At 56.8% G+C, this 25459-nt stretch carries 19 protein-coding genes; 8 read left to right on the plus strand and 11 right to left on the minus strand.

Translation table 11 applies throughout. The annotated features are described in order from the left end of the window. The 5 genes from RSSM_RS22960 to RSSM_RS22985 form a co-directional block, all read right to left on the minus strand. Window positions 1–454, minus strand: a 454-nt coding sequence (locus tag RSSM_RS22960) for an ATPase, T2SS/T4P/T4SS family (protein ID WP_008684744.1), incomplete at its 3' end; no start/stop codon positions are given. A 65-nt stretch (window positions 455–519) separates the two neighbouring features. Continuing rightward, window positions 520–1575: a type II secretion system F family protein gene (locus RSSM_RS22965; RefSeq protein ID WP_008684745.1), complete on the minus strand. Its 1056-nt coding sequence runs from the start codon at window positions 1573–1575 to the stop codon at window positions 520–522. Between the two features lie 407 nt (window positions 1576–1982). Then, complete coding sequence (locus RSSM_RS22970; RefSeq protein ID WP_008684748.1) at window positions 1983–4385, minus strand: hybrid sensor histidine kinase/response regulator; 2403 nt, start codon at window positions 4383–4385, stop codon at window positions 1983–1985. Between the two features lie 185 nt (window positions 4386–4570). After that, window positions 4571–4807, minus strand: coding sequence for a hypothetical protein (locus tag RSSM_RS33325; protein ID WP_144060044.1), 237 nt, complete (start codon window positions 4805–4807; stop codon window positions 4571–4573). Between the two features lie 471 nt (window positions 4808–5278). Then, window positions 5279–6220: an ATP-binding response regulator gene (locus tag RSSM_RS22985; RefSeq protein WP_008684753.1), complete on the minus strand. Its 942-nt coding sequence runs from the start codon at window positions 6218–6220 to the stop codon at window positions 5279–5281. Window positions 6221–6298: 78 nt separating this feature from the next. Here RSSM_RS22985 and RSSM_RS33910 point away from each other — a divergent pair, with 78 nt between their 5' ends. Both RSSM_RS33910 and RSSM_RS22995 read left to right on the plus strand, forming a co-directional pair. Next, window positions 6299–6463 (plus strand): hypothetical protein, encoded by a 165-nt coding sequence (locus RSSM_RS33910; RefSeq protein ID WP_160168168.1) that lies wholly within the window; start codon window positions 6299–6301, stop codon window positions 6461–6463. 263 nt (window positions 6464–6726) lie between these two features. Further along, window positions 6727–8013, plus strand: a complete 1287-nt coding sequence (locus tag RSSM_RS22995; protein ID WP_008684757.1) for a putative sensor domain DACNV-containing protein — start codon at window positions 6727–6729, stop codon at window positions 8011–8013. Window positions 8014–8078: 65 nt separating this feature from the next. On the opposite strand, the gene RSSM_RS23000 is transcribed toward RSSM_RS22995, so the two are convergent. Together RSSM_RS23000 and RSSM_RS33330 are read right to left on the minus strand one after the other, a co-directional pair. Beyond that, on the minus strand, window positions 8079–9107 hold the full coding sequence (locus tag RSSM_RS23000; RefSeq protein ID WP_008684760.1) for an aldo/keto reductase: 1029 nt from the start codon (window positions 9105–9107) through the stop codon (window positions 8079–8081). Between the two features lie 86 nt (window positions 9108–9193). Beyond that, complete coding sequence (locus RSSM_RS33330) at window positions 9194–9466, minus strand: hypothetical protein (protein WP_008684762.1); 273 nt, start codon at window positions 9464–9466, stop codon at window positions 9194–9196. Window positions 9467–9542: 76 nt separating this feature from the next. Here RSSM_RS33330 and gcvP point away from each other — a divergent pair, with 76 nt between their 5' ends. The 6 genes from gcvP (at window position 9543) to RSSM_RS23030 (ending at window position 21345) form a co-directional block, all read left to right on the plus strand. Beyond that, complete coding sequence (gene gcvP / locus RSSM_RS23005) at window positions 9543–12515, plus strand: aminomethyl-transferring glycine dehydrogenase (protein WP_008684764.1); 2973 nt, start codon at window positions 9543–9545, stop codon at window positions 12513–12515. Between the two features lie 392 nt (window positions 12516–12907). Further along, entirely contained in the window at window positions 12908–14491 is a 1584-nt protein-coding gene (locus tag RSSM_RS23010; RefSeq protein WP_008684767.1) for a sulfatase family protein, read from the plus strand. Next, window positions 14488–15435, plus strand: coding sequence for an alpha/beta hydrolase (locus RSSM_RS23015; protein ID WP_008684769.1), 948 nt, complete (start codon window positions 14488–14490; stop codon window positions 15433–15435). Before RSSM_RS23010 ends, RSSM_RS23015 begins: the two co-directional genes overlap by 4 nt. A gap of 44 nt (window positions 15436–15479) precedes the next feature. After that, a complete protein-coding gene (locus RSSM_RS23020; protein WP_008684771.1) occupies window positions 15480–16355 on the plus strand; it encodes a ThuA domain-containing protein in 876 nt (291 codons plus the stop codon). A gap of 79 nt (window positions 16356–16434) precedes the next feature. Next, window positions 16435–17676: an SGNH/GDSL hydrolase family protein gene (locus RSSM_RS23025; protein WP_008684773.1), complete on the plus strand. Its 1242-nt coding sequence runs from the start codon at window positions 16435–16437 to the stop codon at window positions 17674–17676. A gap of 258 nt (window positions 17677–17934) precedes the next feature. After that, a complete protein-coding gene (locus tag RSSM_RS23030) occupies window positions 17935–21345 on the plus strand; it encodes a PVC-type heme-binding CxxCH protein (RefSeq protein WP_144060045.1) in 3411 nt (1136 codons plus the stop codon). A 478-nt stretch (window positions 21346–21823) separates the two neighbouring features. Here the strand turns inward: RSSM_RS23030 and RSSM_RS23035 are convergent, their stop codons facing one another. From RSSM_RS23035 to RSSM_RS34925, 4 genes are all read right to left on the minus strand, one after another. Continuing rightward, a complete protein-coding gene (locus RSSM_RS23035; protein WP_008684780.1) occupies window positions 21824–22387 on the minus strand; it encodes an elongation factor P in 564 nt (187 codons plus the stop codon). A gap of 44 nt (window positions 22388–22431) precedes the next feature. After that, on the minus strand, window positions 22432–23922 hold the full coding sequence (locus RSSM_RS23040; protein WP_008684782.1) for an aldehyde dehydrogenase family protein: 1491 nt from the start codon (window positions 23920–23922) through the stop codon (window positions 22432–22434). 94 nt (window positions 23923–24016) lie between these two features. Next, entirely contained in the window at window positions 24017–25324 is a 1308-nt protein-coding gene (locus RSSM_RS23045; protein ID WP_008684784.1) for a BaiN/RdsA family NAD(P)/FAD-dependent oxidoreductase, read from the minus strand. Beyond that, a partial coding sequence (locus RSSM_RS34925; RefSeq protein WP_236621322.1) for a hypothetical protein occupies window positions 25264–25459 on the minus strand: 196 nt, incomplete at its 5' end. The genes RSSM_RS23045 and RSSM_RS34925, both read right to left, overlap by 61 nt.

Below are 25459 nucleotides of genomic sequence, written 5' to 3' on the forward strand. Positions count from 1 at the left end.
GCACCGCACGCTCACCGTCGAGCGTTGGGAACGTACTGACACGGACTTCCGCGGATTCTCCTGGGTCGGCAACTCGGCCTTCTTGGGGAATGTCATTTTGGTACGTCAGCAAATTCGACAGTACCTTCAAACGCGAGATGATCGATGCGTTTGCCCCTTCTGCGTAGACGCCGATCGGATGCAAGACGCCGTCATGACGAAAACGGATGTCGAGCCCGCTCGGTGTGGGCTGCAGATGCATATCACTCGTGCCGACCAGTGCCGCAAACTCTAGAAGGCGATTGACGACCTCGGTCGGATACGCCGGCGACTTGTTGGGCAACGCACGGATCTCGTGGTCCAACTGATCGACCATTTGAAGCAGATCGTTGGCCGTTTCCGCTGAATTGGCCGTCGCGGTCTCTTGGTCGCTACCAAGTATCGTCGCGGTGCGCTGTTTCGGTGATCTTAACATAGTGAAGTGCCACGCAGGCTTTTGTAAAAACGTCGATCGAGCCATCGATAGGTTCAATATTGAAGTTAGAAACCGGCGTCGCCCCGCATCACGTCCGAAGCACGATTGCCCAGTCCGTCAACGTACATCGAAAAGACCCGGAAGATGATCGTGATCAACGCTGCGGCAATCAGAAACCAAATCAACGCAGACGCCACATACGTCAACTGCGCCATCGACTTGCGGACTTTCGATTTGAGATGATTGAAGTGTTTGTCGAGCGACTCGGCTAGCTTTCCGGATGCTTCCCCTAGCTCGATTACCTCAAGTGTTTCTTCGCCAAACAGGTGGGTATCCGCCAAAACGGTATGCATGTCTTGGCCTTGCATGATCGCATGCTTGCACGGTTCCGCCTTGGACGTGAACAGCGAAGTCCCAGCGCTGCGAAACGCCAGACTGACCGCGGCCGCTGCATCGACCCCCGACTCGATCGTGATTGCAAGCGTTTGAACAAAACGAGCCTCCGCAAACACTCGGAGGTTGTGGCCGATCCAAGGTAGCCGAGCGATCCACTCGGGAATGAAACGCAGAAATCCATTCGTTGCCAAAACGTAGAGCAAGAACACAGCCGCCGCACAAAGACTAACGATCGAAAGATAGATCATCAGTCCGCGTTCGCCGACCAGTCCGATGCCGATCAGGTCGTGGCGATCTGCGTCGGCGTCGGGCAACAACACGGAAGGCAGATAGATCAACGCGCCGACGACACAAATGGCAAGAACGAGTTGCACGATCGGCCACATAATCGACTGAAAGAAGATACTGCGGAACTCAGCGAGTTGTCGGTAGTATTCGCTGAGGCGGTCTAAGACCCGGTCGAGTTTTCCCGACCGTTCGCCGCCTTCGATCATCTCCGCAAAATGTGGCGGGAAGTAATTCCCTTGCGCTTTCACCGCATCGGAGAGTGCGGTGCCTTCACGAATTTGCTCGGCAACGCTACGCATGCGTCGACCATACGTCGTTGCCGACCCTTTGGCTTCCCGTTCGAAAACTCGGTGCGGGTCCAACCCAACTTCGAACGCCACGCCGACTCGTTCGCATAACGTACTGAGCGTTTCATTTTCGATACGAGTCCACAACATCCGAGGGTCCAATCGTTGTTTCTGATACGATAGAAAAAGCGAAACCGGTCGTCGTTTCGCATGGTACCGCGATGCTCACACGGTGTTTGATCGCGCGTCGTTGTCGCACACCAAAAACAGTCGATCGTTGACATCGACGTTGATGAGCTATCAGCGTTTCAAGAGTACAGCGGTTGATCTGTGGTGCACGCGATAACGCAGTGGATAAACTTTCATCTGCTGCTCGTCTCGAGCCAGGAGTCTATCGCTCAGGGATACAACCGACCACGTTAAGATCATGAGATGTTGGTTAAGAATGAATGAGCGATCGGCTATGCGCATCGCCTGCCTGCTCAAACTTAGCGGCCATGCTGAGAACGCTTGAATGATCAGCCCAGTGAGACGCTCAAAGTCGACGCCGCAAAGATTTAACTGCCTAGAAACTGATCGAGCTCAACACGGACTTGGGACAGCATCGGTTGCAAGGTCTCCAGAAGCTGCGGCACGTCATCCAAGCTATCGTCTCCCGTTGCCGATTCGATCTGCTGAGCGATTGCGATCGCGGGCTCGATCGAAAAGGCACTGAGAGAACTTTTTAACGTGTGGGCCGCCAGGTGAATGGATTTCGTATCGGAGGATTGAGCCCCTTTCTGCATTTCCGCGAACAGATCGATGGATTGATGCCGCAGAATCACGGCCAATTCACCCACAAAAGACTTTTCCCCACTGAACCTTCCCTGCACGTGGTCCCAATCGATGAAGCGGTTGTCGTCGACAACCGCTTCACGTTTTCTCTCTGGAGGAACGTTTTGAGTCGACGCATCGCTGGGAACGGAAACCCTTTGAGCGGATGGTGCGCCTGTGATTGTACGAACAGGGATTGTTTCGACAGCATCATACAACTCCTTCGGCACAACCGGTTTGCTGACGTAGCCGTTCATTCCGGCGCGGAGGCATTCTTCACGGTCGCCTTTCATCGCGTTTGCCGTCATTGCAATAATCGGCAGTGCCGCGACATGTTCATCGTCGCTCTCGCGAATCCGTTTGGTCGCTTCAAATCCATCGAGCGCCGGCATGTGAATGTCCATCAGCACCAAATCAAACGATTGGCTGGCAACGGCATCGAGCGCCTGCTTGCCGTCGGCAACGACATGCACGTGATGGCCTCGTTTGCGGAGGAAGTCTGTCGCGACCCGTTGATTGATCGGGTTGTCTTCAGCGAGCAGAATGGTTCGCGGCTGAGTTCGTTTCGATGTTTCCGTTTCGTCCTGGGAGGCCTGCGACCGATGCTCCAACGTGGCGAGAATTCCATTGAGCAATTCGGATTGTACGATCGGTTTGGGGAAACACCGCGCGATCTGTAGGCCCTCGCAATTCGCCAAATCGCCAGGCTTGATCGCCGAAGAAAGCATAATGATCGTGCACTGCTCAGCAGAACGATACTTGCGAACGTGTTTTGCAAATTGGAAGCCATCAATTTCCGGCATCATGCAATCGGTCAAGATTAACCGAATCTGTTGACTGTATTTTTTCAGCAGTTTGAAGCCCTCCCGTGCGCTAGCTGCTTGCACGACACGCATTCCCCACGATTCGCACATGCCTTTGAGGATCAAACGATTGGTTACGTTGTCGTCGACGATGAGCACCGGCAACTTGTGCAACCTGCCGATATCGACCGCCGCGTGAGAACGATCGTCGACGGTGAGTGGTATTTGAAACCAGAACGTTGCCCCCTTTCCGCTCTCGCTTTCGACGCCGATGATCCCATTCAACATCGAGACGAGTTGGGAACAGATTGCCAGCCCCAACCCGGTTCCGCCGTACTGTCTCGTCGTGGACGTGTCCGCTTGGCTGAACTCTTCGAAGATCAACGCTTGTTTGTCTGCGGGGATACCGATTCCGGTATCGGATACTGAAAACTTCAACCACTGACTGGTATCCATACTTCCTACCGAGGTCAATTCCGATCCCGCTTCGGAGTCGACAGGCACCGCATCCGATTGGGGAGGTTCCGTCGTTTCCACCACAACGACGACCTCGCCTTCGGTGGTGAACTTGATCGCGTTGCCGACTAAGTTCGAAATGATTTGACGAAGACGACCAGGGTCACCGATAACTCGCGTGGGGACATCTGGCGAAACCCGGCAAGCCAACTCCAGTCCCTTTTCAGATGCTTTGGTCGCAAGGGTGCGTGCCGTGCTTTCGGTGCAATCGCGGAGGCAGAATGAAACCGATTCCAACTCCAATTTGCCTGCTTCGATTTTGGAAAAATCGAGAATGTCATTAAGCAAACGCAGCAACGCGTCGGCGGACTGGCGGATCATATTGAGATAGTCACGTTGATCTCGTTGGAGACGTGTGGCCGACAACAATTCACCCATGCCGATGATCCCGTTCATTGGCGTCCGGATCTCATGGCTCATGTTCGCAAGGAAATGACTCTTTTGCCGGGACGCTTCCTGGGCCTCACGCATAGCGTGTTCGCGTTGCTCGATCGCGTGTTGCAGCAGCCTTCCGACCGGCTCAAAAAGGAACACATAGGAGAGAAAGATTGTCACGACGATGAGGCCAAGGATCAGGTTTTCACGTGCCTGCAATTCATCGAGCCTCGCCATCGTCACCGTTTTGAGATACATAAACGCGTCAGAGTGACCAGCCTCATGCCCCTTAGCGAGCTTGAGAAAATTCTCGAGTTCAGTTCGTTGCTGGTTGCTCGTGTAACCGTTGGCGAGGATCAACGCGACCGCGATCAAGAAAGCAATCGCATAGCGAAACCGGAGCTTTTCAGTCCAATTGACGGTAGGCTTGGAGGCGTTTTTGCGTTCAAACATGAGTGGTTCGGATTCGTCCGAAGTTCAGCCTTGCTGCAAGACGCCATTTCCATCGCTACGAAGGCGTTCGTGAAACCACTGAAATTTGCGTAAATGTTATCGAACGTGTGCTGCGGTAGGACAACACGATTGCCTCGAAGCCGAACGTTGTCGATGAAGAGCCAGTCCACGAAAAGCGGCGGCTTTCAAAGCTGACGGTCCATCGCGCGTGCGGTCGCGAGATCCGATTTCACGTCGAGCAATAGTTCCAAGAACTCAATAAAACCTGCAAGGGTTGCCGTCACGAGGACGGTGCCGGAAATCATCAGAATAGAGTATGTGAAAAATCCCGGAAGCTCGGTCGCAAAATCTTCATCAGAAGAAAACGCGAGGGCAATAAAACGCAGCGTGAGGTAAATCAAAATCGACGCGAGGGCAACCACCGAAAACGCCCGAGTCCATTGTTTCAGGCGTGGAATTCTGGCGAACGAGCGAGGCAAATTTGTCGAATCGGATGGTGTGGCGACGGACACGTCGGGGCACGATTGTTCGTCATCTCCGTTTGGAGACACCACATCGGATAATGGGGACACAGCGGACAGCGACACCGCCGGATCAACATCGAAAAGTGCAATGTGAGGGTTTTTCCAACTGATGTTCGCACGCTTCATCCAAACCCTGTCACCTCCCGTTGAGGCCGATTGCGTCGATGGGCGGACGTGCGAATGACGTGGCTTCGCCGAAATCGGGCGAAGTTGAATATCGTCGTCAGGATTCGTCCCGCTGTTCACACGTCTATCGGGATTGGCAAGTTCGTTTTCGACCAGGAGACGTTACATTGATCATGGAGCGATACCTGGCCGGTCAGAAAGGGTGTTTGGTCAACCATCTGGTGCGGTCGTGCTCGGTGAGCTTTATTGAACGCTAAGTTCGAGCGATTCGTTTGAATCTTCGAGTTTGTCCGCAGGAGTCTGGCGATGTTTAATCAGCGTCAGTTTATTGCCTGTTTCGTTGAAAATCACCGTATCCATGATGCTCTCAATCAGCAGAATCCCGCGATGCAGGTCCGTGTCCGTCCGATCTGATTCACGGCGATATCGTTCGTGATCGAAACCGTTCCCATCGTCCTCGATAATGATCCGCATGTTTTCGAGCGAGATGGTGATGTCGACAACCACACGCCGTTGTTCATATTCCGAATCTTTGCGTCTCTCTTGCACATTGGGAATCGGCAAACCGGCCCGCATCAGATTTCTCGCTGCCTGCATCCCATCGATCGGCAGTTCGAGGTTGCCGTGATACATGGCATTGAACAGGGCTTCGTTGATTGCCACCCCCAATCTTCCCCGCGTGCCATGGTCGCAGAGTCGTTCGGCAAATGCGATCTGCTGGATAAACTCGACCAACGGATCGATTAGCGAGAAATCGTTTTCGAGCACGTAGGTGTACTTGCAATAGGTCAACCGTTCGAGCAGTTTGACGTATTCCCGGTCCGCTCGCATCAGGTCAACGAGTTGGTCAACCGTTTCACTCAGTCGTTCCGGAAGACAGGACTTCGGAACGTAGCTCGATGCACCGCGATCAAGTGCTTCTGCGGCCGCCAATTCGCTACCTTCTGACGTAATCATGATCACGGGAATTTCAGGACGCTGTTTCTGAAGCTCAGTCAGCAGACTCATGCCGTCCATTTTTGGCATGTTCATATCCGTGACCACCAAATCTGGATTCTCCGAAACAACTGCCTCGAGACCTTTGGCACCATCTGACGCGTAGGTCAGCTCGTAGTGGTCGGTCAAAAGGTGTCCGGCGAGCACACGATCCATTTCGTTATCGTCGACGATAAGAATTTTGGTCATGGAGGTTTCCGTAGGCAGTTAGTGTTCGTTTGTCCGCGAGAATGTACCAACCGCAGTGCCGCAACGAATGAAGTTTGGGTGAAATCGGTGTTGCTGTTCGGTGCAGGGCGAGCGTCCGGTCGCATCCTGGCCGACATCGTCTTTCACGCAAACGATCTGGACACAATCAAGCGATACGAAAACAAAATCTCCGCCTCGGTGCGAAATCGAACCGGTTGGGTGACCGGTTCAATACGCGAATGAATTTCGGACCGCAGACCGACAAATCCTACGCTGGCCAGAGATCAAAAATAGCCACTCGCCTGCACGTCGATTCAATCCCCCACCGCTAGCCACGGGATTTTTCATTCAATCACTGAAACGTGAAAGGACGCTCGCGCGTCGCTAGGTTGCCTTGCCAATACACTGCCTCCGCGATTTTCAGGCACGTTGATTCAACTGTCGTTCTTCGTGTAAACGTCCACCCCCACCCTTCACGACACAACGGGATTGTCGACCTGGAAAAGATGCCTCCATTCTCGACTCACGCCGTATCGTCCTATCCGTCGGAAATAGCGAAGGTTCTTGCGCATCAATGGGAGGTCAAGGGGCACGACCTTGGGTTGCTGCCCGATGAGGGGTCGCTGACGACGATTCTGGACGTTTGCTACCAAGCCAGTTTGTTGCGGGAGGAAGATGATCCGGTTCGGTGCCGGATTATTTTCGCGACACCGGATCGGTTGATGACGTGTCTTTCCGATCGGACGCGGCCCCACATTCTCGCATTTTCGGAACCGACGACTCTGTCGGCACATAACCTTCGTAAACTCGCTGGAGCGGCGGACTTCTATCGGTCGCTGCTCGCGGTCGAGAAGGAGGAGAACGGTCGGTTGGTAATTTGGGGGATGGCGGTAACGGGGACCGAGTGGGTTAACCGCGTCGAGGGCAGTCGGTTCGAGGGCGTTCAGCTTCCTGAGAATTTGGTCGTCCAAGCGGTCCGTCCCGGCCACTTGGTTGCCGCGTCGGGCCACGCGCGGGTGCTCGAAACGATGCAGGGGCAACTGTTGACGGATGGGTTCGATCCGTTTCGGTCGGAATGGATTTCGGAGCGGTTCACGAACGTTCGCGAATCGCTGCTCGATGAACTTCACGCGTCATCGACCGAGTTGCCCACGACGCGGGTTTGCGAATCGTTTGTTCGTGATGTTGCCCAGGGCGTGGTCCGCCGTGTTCTGCGTCAGATGCGAAATCGCCGGCGAGGTGGGATGTTGGTTTTCCTGCCGGAGGGATCGCACCGGGACGGAACGACCGACGATTGGCTGCGGTTCCGCGTGGCGTTTCATCCAAACGAGTTGACGATGATCTATCGCGATCTGATCCTGCGTTTGATTTCGCGGGCGTTAGAAGTTGGCGGGCCGATCAACATGCCCGAACTGACGTGGAACCGCTATCAAGAGATACGCGATCCCGAGTTGAGGCGTTTCGACGATTACCTCATCGAGTTCGGGCATTTGCTCGCCGACATGATGAGCGTCGACGGCGCCTTGGTACTCGACCACAGTTTCCGCATGATCGGATTCGGTGGCGAGATCCTTGGCGACACCCCGGTGCACGAAATCCACCGGGCACTCGACATCGAGGCCACTCGTTCGGTCGCCGAGCGAGCCGATTCCGCGGGCACTCGTCACCGCTCGGCATACCGATTGGTCAACGGCCTCAACCAAGCGATCGCGGTCGTGGTCTCGCAAGACGGCGATGCCAGATTCGTCGCCCACCAAAACGGCAAATTGACTTACTGGCCCTATTTGCCGTAGGCGACATCTTTACCGTAAGCAACGTCGTTGTTTGCAGCCCCGCCGATCACCGACGCGCTGCGTAGTTAAACACCGTCGTATTCATGAACGGCTTTGGTGATGGTGGCTAAGTCTTCTTTTGATAGCACGACCGCACCGGCACCGGCGTTGTCGATCGCTTGTTGCGGCGTGCGTGCTCCGGCAAGGACGTGCGAGCAGCCTGGTTGGGCGAGGGTCCAGGCGATGGTGAGCTGCGCCAGACTGATGCCGTGATTTTCCGCGATGCCACGCATCGGTTCGAGCATCGCATGCACCTTCCGCACGTTGTCCGCTGCAAAGCGATCTTTGTATTTGCGTTGGTCGCCGTCGGGGTACTCGCGATCGGGATCAATTTTGCCAGTCAACAAACCTTGGCTGAGCGGACTGTAGGCGAGGAAGCCGATATGGTCGGAATCACACTTCTTGAGGTTGGTGTCCTCCATCGCTCGATCGAGCATCGAGTACTTTTCTTGGTCCGTGTCGACTTGGCCGAACTTTTGATACGCCTCGATATCTTCCACGGTCGCGTTGGAGACGCCGATCGCTCGGATCTTGCCTTCGCGTTTGAGTTCTTCGAGCGTGCTCATCTTTTCTTCGATGGCAACATCATCGCTCTGCCAGTGAGTTTGATACAGATCGATGACGTCGGTCTTGAGTCGTTTGAGGCTGGCTTCGACTTCTTCGCGAATGCCATCGGCACCTGCATAGATGTAGACGTCGAAGCTGTCATCGGATTCTTGACCGGGTTGGTCGAAGATGTCCTCGCTGGTCGAGAACTTTTTCTTGGCTCGTGACTTTTGCTGGTCACTGAGATCCCAACGCATCGAACACTTGGTCGCCAAGACGACTTGATCGCGGCGATCGGCGATGGCTTTGCCCACGATCTCTTCGCTGCGTCCGAATCCATAAATCGGTGCCGTGTCGATCAGTGTTCCGCCGGCGTCGAGAAACGCGTGAATGGCTTTGATCGATTCCTGTTCGTCGGTTCCGCCCCAGGTCCAACCGCCGATAGCCCAGGCTCCGAAGGCGACCGCGGAGGCGTCAATTTGTGATTTACCGAGTGGTCGAAGTTTCATTTCGTTGCTTTTCTGAGAGGTGAGGGGAACGGTGAAAGTGTCATTAAACGGACTAGGCAAGCGGTACGGATGGCGGGGAAGCAAACTTAAGCGAATTCGATGCCAAGGCTGCCTTCGTGGTGAGGGTTAGGCGTGCCGCTGCGGTAAAGTATGTGCGGCAGAGTATCCCTCAGCATGCGACGCTCGCACCAGCACGGGTGGCGGATCGATTCGCCGGAAACGGTCAGAGTGGGCTCGCGGAAGTATCGCTCGATTGTGACCGCCGGTCCGATCGCGGTAAGGGCGTTGATCGCGTCGTTGCCCCAAAAAACGAGGGATTCTCTCGCCGTGGAAACACAATTAGATTGTGGGCACGGCATGCCCCCGCAATTGAACGTGCGATTTCTGTCCCGCAGCCGACGTTTCGCGATACCCCACTTTTGCCCCGAGCAAAGCATGACTACCAGCACGACCACGCCCTCGACGCTATCGAGCGATCGCCCATCGACCACCACAAACGCGATCGATTTCGTCGACGGATTTGCCCGGCGTCACATCGGGCCGTCCGACCGCGACCAAGCCGCAATGCTCGGCACACTGGGGTTTGACTCCCTCGACGCGTTGTCCGATGCGACGGTGCCGGCCGACATTCGGTTGGACGAACCGCTCGACATTCCCGACCCACGCGGCGAACGCGAAACGTTGCAGGGACTGCGAACCATCGCGAGCAAGAACAAAGTCTACCGGTCGTGCATCGGGATGGGCTACACCGGCACGGTGACCCCGCCGGTCATCCTTCGCAACGTGCTTGAGAATCCCGGTTGGTACACGCAGTACACTCCCTACCAAGCCGAAATCGCGCAAGGTCGTTTGGAAGCGTTGTTGAACTTTCAAACGATGATCGCCGACCTGACCGGGTTGCCATTGGCCGGCGCGAGCCTTCTCGATGAAGCCACCGCCGCGGCCGAAGCGATGGGGATGTGTGTTTCGATCGCTCGCCATCAGAAGACTGGTTTTTGGGCGTCGGATGATTGCCATCCTCAAACGCTCGCGCTTCTTCAAACCCGGGCCGCGGGGCTCGGTGTTGATTTGAAAGTGGGGCCGATCAGCGAGATCGATTTCGACTACGGCGAAGGCGGCTTGTGCGGCGTGTTGGTTCAGTATCCGACCACCGACGGACGAATCAACGATTACAAAGCGTTGGCAGAACAGGCGAAGTCGAAACAATGCCTGACCGTTGCGGCGGCGGACCTGTTGTCGTTGACGTTGATCACACCACCGGGTGAATGGGGAGCCGACATTTGCGTCGGCAGTGCGCAGCGATTCGGCGTTCCAATGGGGCTCGGCGGACCACACGCGGCGTTCATTTCGACCCACGACAAGCACGCCCGCAAGTTACCCGGCCGTATCATTGGTGTCTCGAAAGACAGCCACGGCAACCCGGCGTTGCGGATGGCGATGCAAACTCGCGAACAACACATTCGCCGCGACAAAGCGACCAGCAACATCTGCACCGCACAGGCGTTGCTCGCGATCATCAACTCCTTCTACGCGGTCTACCACGGCGCCGACGGATTGGTCCACATCGCACGTCGCGTTCAAGGCTTCACCGCCGCACTCGCCAAGGGGCTCGAACGTCTCGGTCACAAAGCGACACATGACGGTCCGGTCTTTGACACGATTCGCATTCAATTGGGCAAAGGCCGCACGCACGCGGCTCGCCAAGTCGCCGATGCGGCTCGCGAGCGGCAGATTAACTTGCGTGAATACGACGACGGAACGCTCGGCGTGACACTCGACGAGACGACCGACCGTGGGTTAGTCGCCGATTTGCTCGCCGCGTTTAACTTTGGCCACTACACCGGTTTCGACATCGACGAACTGCTCGCCGATGCCCAGGCCGATGGGTTGTGCGACTTGACCGGATTCGCTCGCGAGAGTGAATTTTTGACGCACGAAGTGTTTCATCAGTATCGCAGCGAAACGAAATTGCTGCGTTACATTTTCAAACTGATGAACCGCGACCTCTCGCTCGCTCATTCAATGATCCCGCTCGGGTCGTGCACAATGAAGCTGAACGGCACGAGTGAAATGATCCCGGTGACTTGGCCGGAATTCGCCGACATTCACCCGTTCGCGCCGGACATTCAGTGGCGTGGTTACACGTACATGTTCCGTGAACTCGAGGCGTGGTTGTGCAGTGTCACGGGATTCGCCGCGGTCAGTCTGCAGCCCAACGCGGGTGCCCAAGGCGAGTACGCGGGGTTATTGGTGATTCGTGCTTACCATGAACATGAGGCAGCGAAGAAGGGCGAGAAGAACGAACGAACCGTGTGTTTGATTCCAACGTCCGCCCACGGCACCAACCCGGCGTCGGCTGTGATGGCGGGAATGAAAGTGGTTCCGGTCAAATGCAATTCACGCGGCGATATTGACGTGGATGATTTGAAAGCGAAAGCGGAACAACACAGTGACAAGCTCTCATGTTTGATGATCACGTATCCGTCAACGCACGGCGTGTTCGAAACGACGATCCGTTCGGTGTGTGATTTGATTCACGAACACGGCGGTCAAGTTTACATGGACGGTGCGAACATGAACGCTCAGGTCGGGCTGACCAGTCCGGGTACATGTGGCGCCGACGTTTGTCACCTCAACCTACACAAAACGTTCTGCATCCCGCACGGTGGCGGCGGACCGGGCATGGGCCCGATCGGCGTTGCCCCGCAGCTCGCTCCGTTCCTTCCCGAACACCCGGTTCAACGGCCGGACACCGCCGGCGAGTTTTCGATCGGTCCGGTTTCGGCGGCACCGTATGGCAGCGCGAGTATCCTGGCGATCAGCTATGTCTACATCGCGATGATGGGGGCATCGGGTCTGAAGAAAGCAACCCAGGTCGCGATATTGAACGCCAACTACATGGCGAAACGGTTGAGCGAACACTTTAACATTCTTTATACCGACAGCAACGGCTACGTCGCTCACGAGTTCATTGTGGATTGCCGCGGGTTCGAAAAATCCGCCGGTGTGCAAATCGATGACATCGCGAAGCGTTTGATGGACTACGGGTTCCACGGTCCGACGATGTCATGGCCGGTGCCGGGAACGTTGATGATCGAGCCGACTGAGAGCGAAAGCAAGGATGAACTCGATCGATTCTGCGATGCAATGATCGCGATCCGTGAAGAGATCCAAAGCATCCAAGACGGCAAACTCGACGCGAAAGACAATCCGCTCAAGAACGCTCCGCATACCGTTGGCGAAATCGGCAGCGATGACTGGAGTCACCCGTACACGCGAGAGCAAGCGGCGTGGCCGAAAGCCTGGCTGCGGGATGCCAAGTTCTGGCCTACGGTAGGACGTATCGACAACACCTACGGCGACCGCAACCTCGTCTGCAGTTGCCCACCGATGGAAGACTATTCGTAGTCGTCCCGGACTGAGGTGCGTCAGCCCGTTGCCCTTGAGGCGGGGTAAGATTCGGGCATTGTTGGCGATGCCGCCCGGCAAGCTGTTGATTTTCCAGCCCGCTGCGCAGGCGGGGGATCACATAAAACCACTCGCTTGCGCATCGGACGACTACCCGATCGTGAGCCTCAAGGTTTCCCACTAAATCCACAAACCGCGGAGTCCTTCCTGCGGGACTTTCCGGGGGTTCTGTTTCTCCACCAGGCATGTCGCAGATTAACAGCCTCGCGTCGCATTGGGGGCTTCACTCGGGCGCGACGGCGCATCATCTTAGGTCAATCCTGCTACCTTAGATCGGCCCCTAGGGTTCGCCCCGCCTCCCGTCTTTCGCCCCGCCCGGAACCTCTCCACCCATGCATTCGCATCGCCTGTCGATCCTCACGCTCGTTTCTATTCAGGTCTTGCTCGCGGCGTCCGCCGTCGTTGCGACGGAGTCGACCAAGCCCAATATCATCGTCATCTATACTGACGATCAGGGTTACGGCGACGTCAGTGCGCTCAATCCTGACGCCAAGTTCGAAACACCCAACCTCGATCGATTGGCGAAGGAAGGCATCGCGTTCACTAACGCACACAGCCCCGATTCGGTTTGCACTCCGTCGCGTTACGGATTGTTGACCGGACGTTACTCTTGGCGAACCAAGATGAAACGCAATGTCCTCGGTGCGGAAGCCGAGTGCTTGATCGCCGACGGTCGTGTCACGATCCCGTCGATGCTGCGAGATCAGGGATACCAAACGGCGATGGTCGGGAAGTGGCACCTCGGGATGGATTTTCCCGGCGTCGCGGGGAATCGCGATTGGTCGCAACCCGTCCAAGACATGCCACTCGACAAAGGATTTGAATACTTTTTTGGCATCCCCGCCTCACTGAACTACGGCGTGTTGGCGTGGTTTGAAGGCCGCTATGCCAAAGTGCCTCCGACGTTGCTGACGAGTAAGAAGAAAAACCCTCGGCACGTTGACTACCGGATCATGCCACCCTATCAACCGATTCCGGAACTCGAGGGGAAGAACGCTCGACTGCGTGGGTTGGAGGTCGCTCCCGATTTCATCGACAACCAATGTCTGACCCGCTTTACCGACAAGGCAATCGAATGGATGGGAACCAAAGTCGAATCAGCCAAACAGGGACAGCCGTTCTTTTTGTACCTGCCGTTCACGTCGCCTCATTATCCGGTCTGCCCGCTGCCGGAATTTCATGGCAAAGGCGACGCCGGGGCGTATGGTGAGTTTGTCATTGAGACCGACCACCGCGTTGGGCAAATCCTGCAGTTTCTTGCCGACAATGATCTCGACGAGAACACGCTGATTGTTTTCACGAGCGACAACGGGCCCGAGAAGTCCTGGTCGGGACGGATCGACAAGTACGGTCACGACAGTCGAGGTGGATACCGACAAGGCAAACGTTCCGTCTACGAGGGCGGTCACCGCGTTCCATTCATAGTCCGCTGGCCCGCGGGAATCACGCAGCCCGGTCGGACATGGGACAAACTCGTCGGACAGGTCGACGTGCTCGCGACGCTCGCGGAAATCGTGGACGCGGAATTGCCTGCCGACGCCGCCGAAGACAGTCAGAGCTTCGCCTCGGTGCTGGACGATCCCGATTCTCAATATGACCGCCTGCCACTGATTAACCACGGTAACGGAGGCGGCAATTTTCGATACTCGATCACCGACGGAGATTGGAAACTGGTGCTCAAGAGTGCCAAGTTCAACACCGAGCTATATCATCTCGGATCGGATCCGAGCGAGAAAGAGAACTTGGTGGCGACGCATCCCGAGGAAGTCGAGCGGCTGACTCAACAGATCAACGACATCATCACGTCCGGCCGCACCACACCCGGTCCCGCTCAGCCGAACGACTCCGGGTATTGGGAGGACCTCGTTTGGATGACCGAGGAACAGTACACCGATTTGGCGGAGGCACAGAAATGATTTCGTTACTTTGCACGCATGATTCTCAACGAACAAACGAGTCATCGTTCACGATGAAGTTTTCGCGGTCGCCGGTTCGGTTGTTCGCGCTAGTGGCGGCCGTTTTCGCGGTTATTTTCTACGCAGAGGACTGCAGCGCGTTCGAGCCAGATGAACGCGTTACCTACAAAACCGTCGGTGACGTGGAATTGCAACTGCATGTCTTTCGCCCCGCCGACCCGCAGCCGAACGGTGAGGCACCGGCGATTGTGTTCTTCTTCGGCGGTGGATGGAACGGTGGCACGCCGGCTCAGTTTTACGAGCAGGCACGTCGAATGGCTGATCGCGGCATGGTCGCATTCTCGGCCGACTATCGTGTCCGCAGCCGTCAGAAGACGACTCCGTTTGAGTGCGTGAGCGACGGCAAATCCGCGGTTCGATGGATCCGAGAACACGCAGCAACGTATGGCATCGATCCACAGAAGATTGTCGCTTCCGGTGGCTCGGCGGGCGGTCACGTTGCGGCGTGCACCGGAGTAATCGAAACATTGGATGAGCCCTCCGAAAACGCTGCGATCAGTTCGATTCCCAACGCCATGGTGTTGTACAACCCGGTGATCGATACAACCGCCAAAGGATACGGACTGAAACGTGTTGGCGAAGATCGGGAAACGGAGATCTCCCCATGCCATCATGTCCGCGAAGGTCTGCCCCCGACGCTGATTCTGCACGGTACCAAGGACACAACGGTGCCGTTCGAGAACGCGGAGCGATTCAACCGTTTGATGAACGAAGCGGGCAATCGTTGTGAACTCGTTTCGTTCGCCGGACAAGGACACGGGTTCTTCAACAGCAAGAGTTTCCGTCCAAAGACAAAAGACATTTCGCACTATGAACGTGCGATGAAATCGACCGAGCAATTCCTGGAATCACTCGGCTACCTCGACGAGGTTGCCACCGAATAGAAGTCCTTTCCCGTTCCGGTTCCTACGCTTTCCAAGGCTTTCTCATGCGTTCCCCACACCGTGTGATCCTGTTCGGCATTGTGTTGTTGACCGTTGTCGCGTCCGGTAGGTTTGCTCAGGCGAGTGAAGCTGAAAAACCTCATGCGGTGATCGTCGTCGGCACGTTGCATTATTCGCCCGAACTGACGATGCCGCTGTTCGCCGAAGAACTCAAACGGTTCGGTTTTCGCGTCACGCTCGTTCAGGGCAGCGGTAATCCAGAGAAGAAAACAACCGATGTTTTGCCAGGGATTGAGTCGCTCGACGACGCAGATCTGGCGATCTTCTTCATGCGTTTTTTAAAGCTGCCCGATTCGGAATGGCAACCGATCGAGGACTACATCCGGTCGGGCAAACCAGTGATCGGTCTGCGAACGGCGAACCACAGCTTTCGATACCCGAAAGGTCATCCACGATTCAGTTGGAACGACGACTTTGGTCGGCGTGTGCTCGGAACCCCATACGTCGTGCATCAATCCGGTTCGACCGAAATCAATGTGATCGACGAGGCAAAATCGCATCCGATTCTGTCCAACGTTACCAAGTCGAGTTGGACGTCGCCCGGGACGTTGTACCTGACTCAACTCCAAGACAGTTGTGTGCCGTTGGTGCGTGGCAGCGGAAAGGGGCGAGAACGTTTGCTCAAGAAGGCGTTCGGCACCATCGAAGTCAAGAAGCACGAAACCGACATCGTCGCGTGGGCGTGGGAAAACGAGTGGGGCGGCAAAGCGTTCTACACGTCGTTCGGCCACCCCGGTGATTTCGCCGAAGAGTCCGTCGTTCGCATGTTGCTCAACGCCTGCTGTTGGTCCACCGAACAACCTTTGCCTGCCGCCGATGCCGAGATCACAACGTGGACAGTCGAACGCGTTGACAAGTGATTCGTCCGATTCCTTGACACTCTCATTACGCTCCAACGCCAACCGGTTCCCTTCCGACGCTCACCGAAAGATGTAACGCATGAGATCCATCTATCCTGTTTTCGCGGTGCTGCTACTGTTCGCAACGACATCGCCGTTGTTGGCGGATTCACCGATTCGTCCCGGCGACCGCATCGCCGTCGTTGGCAATACGTTTGCCGACCAACTCCGCATTCATGGATATTTGGAAACACTGCTGCTGCAACGGACCGCCGAGCGTCCGGTATCGATACGCAATCTCGGTTGGGGCGGCGACATGCTCACCGCCCGTGATCGGCCGACGAACTTTCCCTCGGAAGCCGAAACGCTGCGGCAACATCAAACCGACGTGATCATCGCTTGCTTTGGAATGGGAGAATCCTTCGCCGGAGAAGGCGGCCTCGAGAATTTCGAAGCGGATGTCGCGGCATGGATTTCCTCGCACCGAGGCAGATCGTACAACGGGAACTCGGACGTGCGATTGATTTTGGTGTCGCCGATCGCGTGTGAGGACCACGGTTCGCTGACACCCAAGCGCGACGCACGCAACGATGATTTGCAAAGCTATTCGAACGCGATGCGGGAGGTCGCCCGTGAATCCGACGTGTTGTTCGTTGACCTTTTTGAAACGTCGCGATATTTGATGGACGAATCATTGGGACCGAACCTGACTATCAACGGAGTCCATCTGAACGAATACGGTTACTGGGCGATCAGCCACACGTTCGCGAATCAATTGTTTCCCGATCAAGACGTGTTGGAACCGTGGCGAATTCGGTTGGACGTTGGCGATTTGTCCGCGTCCGCGTCCGGCGTGAGCGTTTCAAGCGTGTCCGCCGACGAAAAGGGAATACGGTTCGACGTGAAGGAGGACACGTTCCCGCGATTGCCGCCGCCGGTGGATAGCCCATTGCCGCCACAATTGGAGTTTCGACGTGACACTCTCGCGGTCGAGAACCTGTCACCGGGAACCTATGAGTTGACGGTAGATGGAGCGTTCGTCGTGTCCGCGACAGCGACAGAATGGGCCAAAGGCGTTGCGATCGACTCAACGCCCGCTCATCGCGATGCCCTGTCAGTGAGAGCGGCGGTGAATGACAAGAACCTGCAGTTCACGTATTCGTGGAAAGCCCTCAATCAGGTCCACATCGTCGGCGAAAGACGTTCGTCACCGAGCGGTAAGGCGTTGCCCGCCGAAGTGATTCGCTTTCGTGAAATCGCCGACCAACGCGATTTAGTTCTTTCCAAAGCGCTAAAGCGATCGACTCGCCGTTGGCGTTTGGCCCGTGTCGAGGATGAGTGATTGTGCGAACAGACACACGTTCTGTTCTCGTTTGTCATGCCTGTAGCAGAGTTCGCCAAGTTTCAGGGCGTCAGAAATCATGACCCTAGAAATCAAGACCAGGACGTCTGGCGATATCAGCTACGTCAGTTTTTTAGACACTCTCGCGACCTTGTTACCGGACCACATGAGCCCATGTTTTCAATTCGTTCGGTCGCGAAGTGTCTTGGTTTGGAACCGTTTCGTTCGCGTGTCCCCTTTATTCAAACAGAAGCACCTATGTTTTCACGCAACCTTTTGCCACATCGCTTGCTGACGTGGTTTGCCATTCTTGCATGCGTTGTTTCGGTTTCGAACCTATCGGCCGAAGAACTGGCCAAGATCAAAGCGGCCAATCAGCGGGGCGCGAACCTCGATCTGATGAACGACCACGACCCGGCTTCGGAACTAGCGAACTTCGAGTTGTTGCCGGGCTATGAAGCGAACCTGTTTGCGTCCGATCCGATGCTGGCCAATCCGGTTCACATGCACTGGGATTCGCGTGGGCGTCTTTGGGTGGCGTGTTCCTGGGCGTACCCGCAATTGAAACCGGGCGAGGTTGCCAACGACAAAATCATCATCCTGGAGGACACCGATGGGGATGGCGAGGCGGACAAATCAACGGTCTTCGCAGACGGCCTGTATCTGCCCACCGGGATCGAGTTCGCCAACGGAGGTTGCTATGTGGCCCAGTCACCGGACATCTTTTTCCTGAAGGATACCGACGGCGATGACGTCGCCGACACGAAAGAGCTCGTTCTGACCGGATTCGGAATCGAAGACAGCCATCACTCGATCAGCGCGTGGCGACGCGGTCCAGGTGGCTGGATCTATTTCCAAGAAGGCATCTTCCTGCACTCACAGGTCGAAACGCAGTACGGAGTGGTGAGGAATTTCAACGGCGGCGTCTATCAAATGAATCCCCGCACTCACGAACTGCGAGTGTTCTGCACCGGTACCGGTGGAAACCCGTGGGGCCACGTGTTTGATCGATGGGGGCAATCGTTCATGGTGAACAACCCGCGGATCATGTATCTCTCGCCGTGGACGGGCAACAGCGGCAATAAACTGCGCGTCACTCCGCTGATCAGCACCGAGAAACAATGTGGCGGCGACTTGGCGACCGGTTCCCATGTCAGCGATGATTTGCGGGGCCAGTTGTTGACGTGTCGATTCAAAAGTCGCGCGGTGGTCCGATACGAGTTGATCGAAAACGGGGCCGGGTTCAGTGCCAACATCTTGCCGCCGTTGATGTCATCGAAGCATCCCAACTTTCGTCCCGTCGACACAAAGATCGGCCCCGACGGCGCGATCTACGTGGCGGATTGGTACAACTCGATCATCAGTCACGCCAGCCATGACTTCCGCGATCCGCGACGCGATCATGAACACGGTCGGATTTGGCGGATCACGCACAAAGAACGTCCTCTCGTTGCGCCCACCGAACTCACCGGCCTCCCGATCGAGGAACTCGTCGATCAACTGCGAAGCCCTGAGGATTTCGTTCGTCATCAAGCCCGGTACGAACTCAGCCTTCGCGATCCCGATGTGGTTGTCTCGACGGTCGAGGCGTGGTGCGATGCATTGAATCCGGAATCAGCGGACCATGATCACCATCTCGTCGAAGCCATGTGGGCGATTCAAAACGTTGGCCGAGCGAGCGAAAAGGTTTTGAAACGCGTGCTATCGGCCGAGGACGGGCATGCTCGTTCGGCCGGCGCTCGTGTGCTGCGTTATTGGCACGAAGACCTTTCCGACCCAATCGGAATGCTCACCAAAGCCGCAGGCGATCCGTTCCCAAGGACTCGCATGGAAGCCGTCTTATCGGCAGGTTTTGTTCCTCGCGCGGAGGCGTTGGTCGCCGCACTTCATTCGCTCGATCATCCCGGCGACCGGTTCCTCGACGAAGCGTTGCCGCAAACGATGGCCGCGTTGGAGCCGTATTGGCGGCCAGCAATGGAAGCGGGCCGACTGTCGTTTGCTCGCCCGAACCATCGTGAATTTGTCGAACAGGGAATCGGCATCGGGCTCGAAGAACGTCTCGCTCGCTTCCTTGAAACCGACTCCGCCGATGAGCGGGAGATTGCGAGCGTGCAATCACAGCTTCTTAAAAAGGCAACCGACGCCGACATTCGCACGATCGCCGGTGCGATGACTCGCGGAAACGGCCTGGCATCCACAGCGAGCACGATCGCGATGCTGGAAAGCTTGGAAGAGTTGGCCGGCCAGCGGTGGCCCAAACGGACGGCCCGCGCGGTGCGTCGGCTCAGCCCGATGGTTGGTCATCCAAACGAAGCCGTCGGGATCGCCGCTGCCCGAACGATGGGAGCTTGGAAGGTCGCCGGCCGGAGCGAATTAAACATGCTGCGTGACGCAAACCAAACCCCTGGCCTACGCCGGGCACTCGCGGTGGCATTCGCCGAAACGAATGCTCAGTACACAACGCAGTTGATCGAACTGACCGAGAGCGGCGACCGGGCGGGACGTTTGGCCGCGGTCGTGGGACTCGCCCACGTTGATCTCAAACGCAGCATCGACATCGCAGCAAATGTCATGACGGAAGATCCGGGCGACGAAGACATCGTGCCGGTCGTCGAAGCGATCGTTCGTCAGAGGTCGGGCACCAGTTTGATCGCAGACGCGTTGGCGGCGGAGGTTGTTCACCCGAAGGTCGCCCAGCGGCTGAGAACATACCACCGCGAGACCGGATCACTGCCCAGCGAAGTCGTGGAGGCTCTTCCGCGAGATTCAACGGAATCGTTGACGGCGAGTTTGCTAGCCGAGGATCCCGAGCAACTCGCTGCGGATGTGGCCGAGCACGGTGACGCGGCTCGAGGCGAGATGATCTATCGTCGCAAGTCGCTCGCGTGCACGAATTGCCATGCGATCGGTCCGGCCGGACCTCAGATCGGTCCAAACCTCGTCGCGGTCGGGGCGGCGGCCAAACCGAATCATGTGATCGAGTCCATCCTAAAACCCAATGCCTCGATCGCAGAACACTACGACAACAAGCTCTTCCTCATGTCGGACGGTTCGGTGAAAATCGGGATCGTGACCTTCAAGAACGAAGACGAGATCGTTGTCCGAGACGCCGCCGACGGCGGAAAGGAAGTGCGTCTGGATGTCGAGGAAATCGAGTTCGAGCGACCACAACCTTCGGCGATGCCGGAAGGGCTCGCCGATCAACTGCGCAGCCGCGATGAGTTCTTGGACTTGGCCAAATTCCTGTCCGCTCTCGGCACCCCCGGACCGTATGCCAACAACGAAACCCCGGTGATTCGGAAGTGGCGAGTCACCGCAACATCTGGAGACGCGATTCCCGCGGAGGATTCAGGATGGGAAACGGCGTACAGCAAAGTCGATGGCGTATTGCCGCGTGAGGATCTCCCGTCGGCAGAAAACGTGTTCGCACGCGGCTACTTCAACGTGCTCGTTGCCGGCGAGATCAAACTGCTAACAAATTTGGAGAAAGGGAGCGAGATCTGGGTCGATGGTAAAAAGCTGGGTGTCCCTGTTTCCAACGTTCGTATGGAGCAAGGCCGTCACCGGGTGACGGTACGATTGAACCAAGCGAACCGAGAAAAGGGCGTTCGCGTGGAGCTCGCCCCAGCCGACGACATGGTGCGTTTCCAAGCCGAAGGCGGCGTGTAGTTTTTCGGCACGAGAGTTTGGGGCGTTTTCTACTTTGACGAGTCTGATCCCGCCACTGGATTCACCAGAATTCAGATCCCCGAAGTCTGACGACATCCTCCTTGGAGAAACGCAATTGGAGTGAAGGCCGTAGCGAAAGTCGCCAAGACATTTGGTGATTCACGGGCCCCGCCGAAACTCTTGGCGGGCTGTTCATTTATTCGCTTAACGGCAATACCGTTCAATTTTCGTTTAACCCGTGCCCGAAGGGTAGGTTGTGTTCCGTCAAGCGTCGCCTACGGCTACCGGTTAAACGACAACAGGTTGACTCTTGATGAAATCGACAAACCGTTGGCGACTTTCGCTACCGGAGCCGATCACAAAACTCGACGGGTCCGATCCTGTGGTTGGATTCGCAACCGCGGCAAACGCCGATCGGCTGACTTGTGACCGAATCGGCTCGAAACATGCCTCCCACTCCGAACGCTTGATTGCGATATCACGCGCGGGCCAAGAATTCGCCCGTTCGCGTGTCGATCTTCAAACGCTCGCCTTCTTTGATGTACTCGGGGACTTGGACGACCAGACCGGTTTCCAATGTCGCCGGTTTGGTCCGCGACGTTGCCGAGTTGCCTTTGACTCCCGGATCGCACTGCGTGATTGTCAATTCGACCGCGGTAGGCAATTCCAATCCAACACAACCGTCGTTGTAGATCATCGCTCGGATGCCTTCCAAACCTTCGGTGATGTAGGGCAGTTCCTCCTCCACGTCATCGATCGGAATTTCGTACTGTTGGAAATTCTCTTTGTCCATCACAAACAGGTGTGTCGGATCGCTGTAGAGCATCTGCACCTCTCGCCGGGCAAAGTCGGCTTCGTCGAGGTTATCGGTACCCTTCATCGTGATGTCGACTTTGTTCCGCGTCAGCAAATTGCGGGCGCGGAATTTATACAACGTCGCGGCGCCACGGGCCGACGGGGTGTTCACGGTGATGCCCTTGATCACGCACGGGTTGCCTTCGTGAACCACGACGGTTCCCGTTTTCACATCTTTGGCGAGCATTTTGTCTTTCGAGTGGGGAGGTAGAATCCGCCGAGGCAGACACCTCAGCTCAACGGCCGAACGACCGACGTGCTACGGTAATAATCCATCAGGGTCTCGGGCGAAAGGACACCTCCACCGACGCCGCTCTTGTTAACGCCGCCATAGGGAACGCCTTGCGCGAACACGTTGTGTGCGTTGATCCAACTGTTGCCCGCGACCATGGCCTCGGCGACGCGGTTGGCACGCTCTTCGTCCTTCGTCCAAACGCTGTTGGCGAGCCCGTAGTCGGTGTCGTTCGCCATCGCGATCGCTTCCTCTTCGGATTCGAAAGTCGCGATGTAGGCGACCGGGCCGAAGATTTCTTCACGGGCGGCAACGTTGTCGAGCGTGCCGGACAGCAGCGCCGGTTGCACGTAGTTGCCTTGCAATCCGTCCACGCTCGCTTCCCCGCCGCCACACAGACACTTCGCACCTTCAGATTGCCCTTTCTCGAGATACCCGAGCACGCGAGAGCGTTGGTTCGCGTTGACGACTGGCCCCATTTGGCTGTTCGGATCGAGTGGGTGTCCGACCTGCACGGCTTCCATCCGTTTGACGCATTCTTTGGTGAACTCGTCATAGATGTCCCGGTGCACGAGCCAACGGGTCGCGTCACAGCAAACCTGGCCGGTATGGAACGTGATCGCACCGACCAACTTCTCCGCCGTTTCGGCGACGTCAACGTCATCAAAGACCACGGCAGCACCTTTGCCGCCGAGTTCGAGTTTAACGGGAACGAGGTTTCGACCGCAGGCTTCACCGACCAATCGGCCGACTTCCGGCGAACCGGTGAACGACATGCGTTTGATCTGATCGTTGGCCGACAACGCGGCACCGGCAGCGGCTCCGCGGCCGGTGACAACGTTGATCACACCGTCCGGCACGCCAACTTCCTTCGCCAAACGAGCCAAGTAGATCGCCGACAAAGAAGTGTCTTCGGCGGGTTTGATGATGACGGTGTTGCCTGCGGCGAGCGCCGGCGAAATTCCCCATCCGATCAACAAGAAAGGGAAATTCCACGGGAAGATGAACGCACAGGCCCCCCAAGGTTGTCGATACTTCCACGCTTCGAAACCGGGCGAGTCGATCTTCTCTCGCGTTTCAACGTTGGACGCCAAATCGACGAAGTACCGCAGCGTGTCGACGAGGTTCTGCACATCGCCTTGGGCCTGGGCTTCGATTTTGCCGGCATCGAGTGCTTCGATTTGGGCGATGATCGGTTTGTGTTTTTCGACCGCGTCAGCGAGTTTGAGCAGAATCGACGCCCGCTCCTCTTTCGACATTCCCGACCAAGCCGGAAACGCGTCCGAAGCGGCTTGGACCGCCTGATCGATCTCCTCGGCACTCAAATCATGGATCTCGGCAATGGTTTCCCCCGAACCCGGATCGATCGTTTTGACGGTCTGGCCGCTGGCGGCGGGGAAGTTTTTGCCCGCGACGAAACTCGGGAACGGGCTTTGGCTCAAAAACGCTTCGACTTCGGGAAGCAATTCAGTCGTGGCGACAACGCTCATGTTTTCGTCTTTCTGAGAGTGAGGAATGGTTCGCTAGCGAAAACCTAAAGTATACAGATTCCGTTGACCGGAGAAGAGTCACGGGGGTGCGGAATCAGCGATCGGCCGACACATCGAGCGGCTCTGTTGAGGCGACCGCCGCGGCTCGTCCCGTGCTGAACGCGGCCTGGAAATTATACCCGCCGATCCACCCGTCCACGTCGAGCACCTCGCCGGCGATGTACAGATCGTTGGCCAGGCGACTGTGCATCGTCTTGCGATCGACGTCCTTGAGCGATACTCCTCCGGCGGTCACTTCGGCTTTGGCGAATCCTCGCGTGTCGTAAACCGGCAGAACCCAACGTTTGAGATGTTCGACGAGCAGGTTTAACGACGCGGCGGAAAACTCCGCGATCGGTTTATCACCATCGTCGGTTCGTGCCCCGCAAGCGACAACGACTTCGTTGACCAAACGTGACGGCAACCACTCGGCGACGACCGAGGCAACGGTTCGCTTTCCCGAATCGCCGGACCGACGCGAGAACAGTTCGCGCAGTTCGGATTCGCTAACGTCAGGAACCAAGTCCAATTGCAAACGCCGGTCGCGGATCGATTCGCAAGCCGTCATCACACCGCTGACATCCATCGCCGCAGGTCCGGAGAAACCGAAATGCGTGAACAACCAGGACGCACGACGACGAATGAGCGGCCGTTTTGACGAAGGACTCGCCGCGTCGTGAACCTCCGCCACCACGTCATCGAGTGTCAATCCGGACAACCCGCGTGTGGCTTCGGTTCCGCCCACCAACGGCACGAGGGCCGGACGCGTTCGAACGATCGTGTGCCCGAGACTCGCGAGCCATTCATAAGCGTCTCCGGTCGTGCCACACCCCGGCCAACTGCGACCGCCCGCGGTCACGATCACTCGGTCAGCAAACAATTCCTGTTCCCCTTGAGTGGTGTCCGTGGAAACCATCCACCCGCCGTTCTCGGCCGGACGAACCGATTGCACGGGCGACTGCAGAAACAATCGCGCACCGGCCTGAATCATGTCACGATGCAACGCGTCACGAACATCGAGGGCACGATTGCTCTGCGGGAAGATCTTTCCGGTCGCTTCACGTTTGGTGGGCACGTCGAGACGCGAGAAGTGGTCAATCACATCGGCGGGAGGAAACTTGCCAACACTCGGCTGCAGAAACCTCTTGGCGTGACCGAACGCTTCGGTGATGCCTCTCGCGTCGGTATCGTGCGTCACGTTGCACCGCGTGCCACCGGACATCAGGATCTTCACGCCGGTCTTGCGATTTTTCTCGAGCAGGATCACCTCGCATTTTCGTTTTGCGGCTTCGGCAGCCGCCATCATTCCAGCCGCACCGGCACCGATGACAACGATTCGAGGAAGGCGGGTAGAGTCAGGCACGAGCGGCGATGGGAAAAGGTGTGGCGACAAAGGACGATTTTACGCGGGAACACGCGGGTAAACGCGACGCCCATAATTTCAATCGTATGAACCGTATTACCGGACCAAACGGCGCGATTGAACGCGAATTCTGAA

This window comes from Aporhodopirellula sallentina SM41, from assembly GCF_000346505.1.
Lineage (GTDB): Bacteria > Planctomycetota > Planctomycetia > Pirellulales > Pirellulaceae > Rhodopirellula > Rhodopirellula sallentina.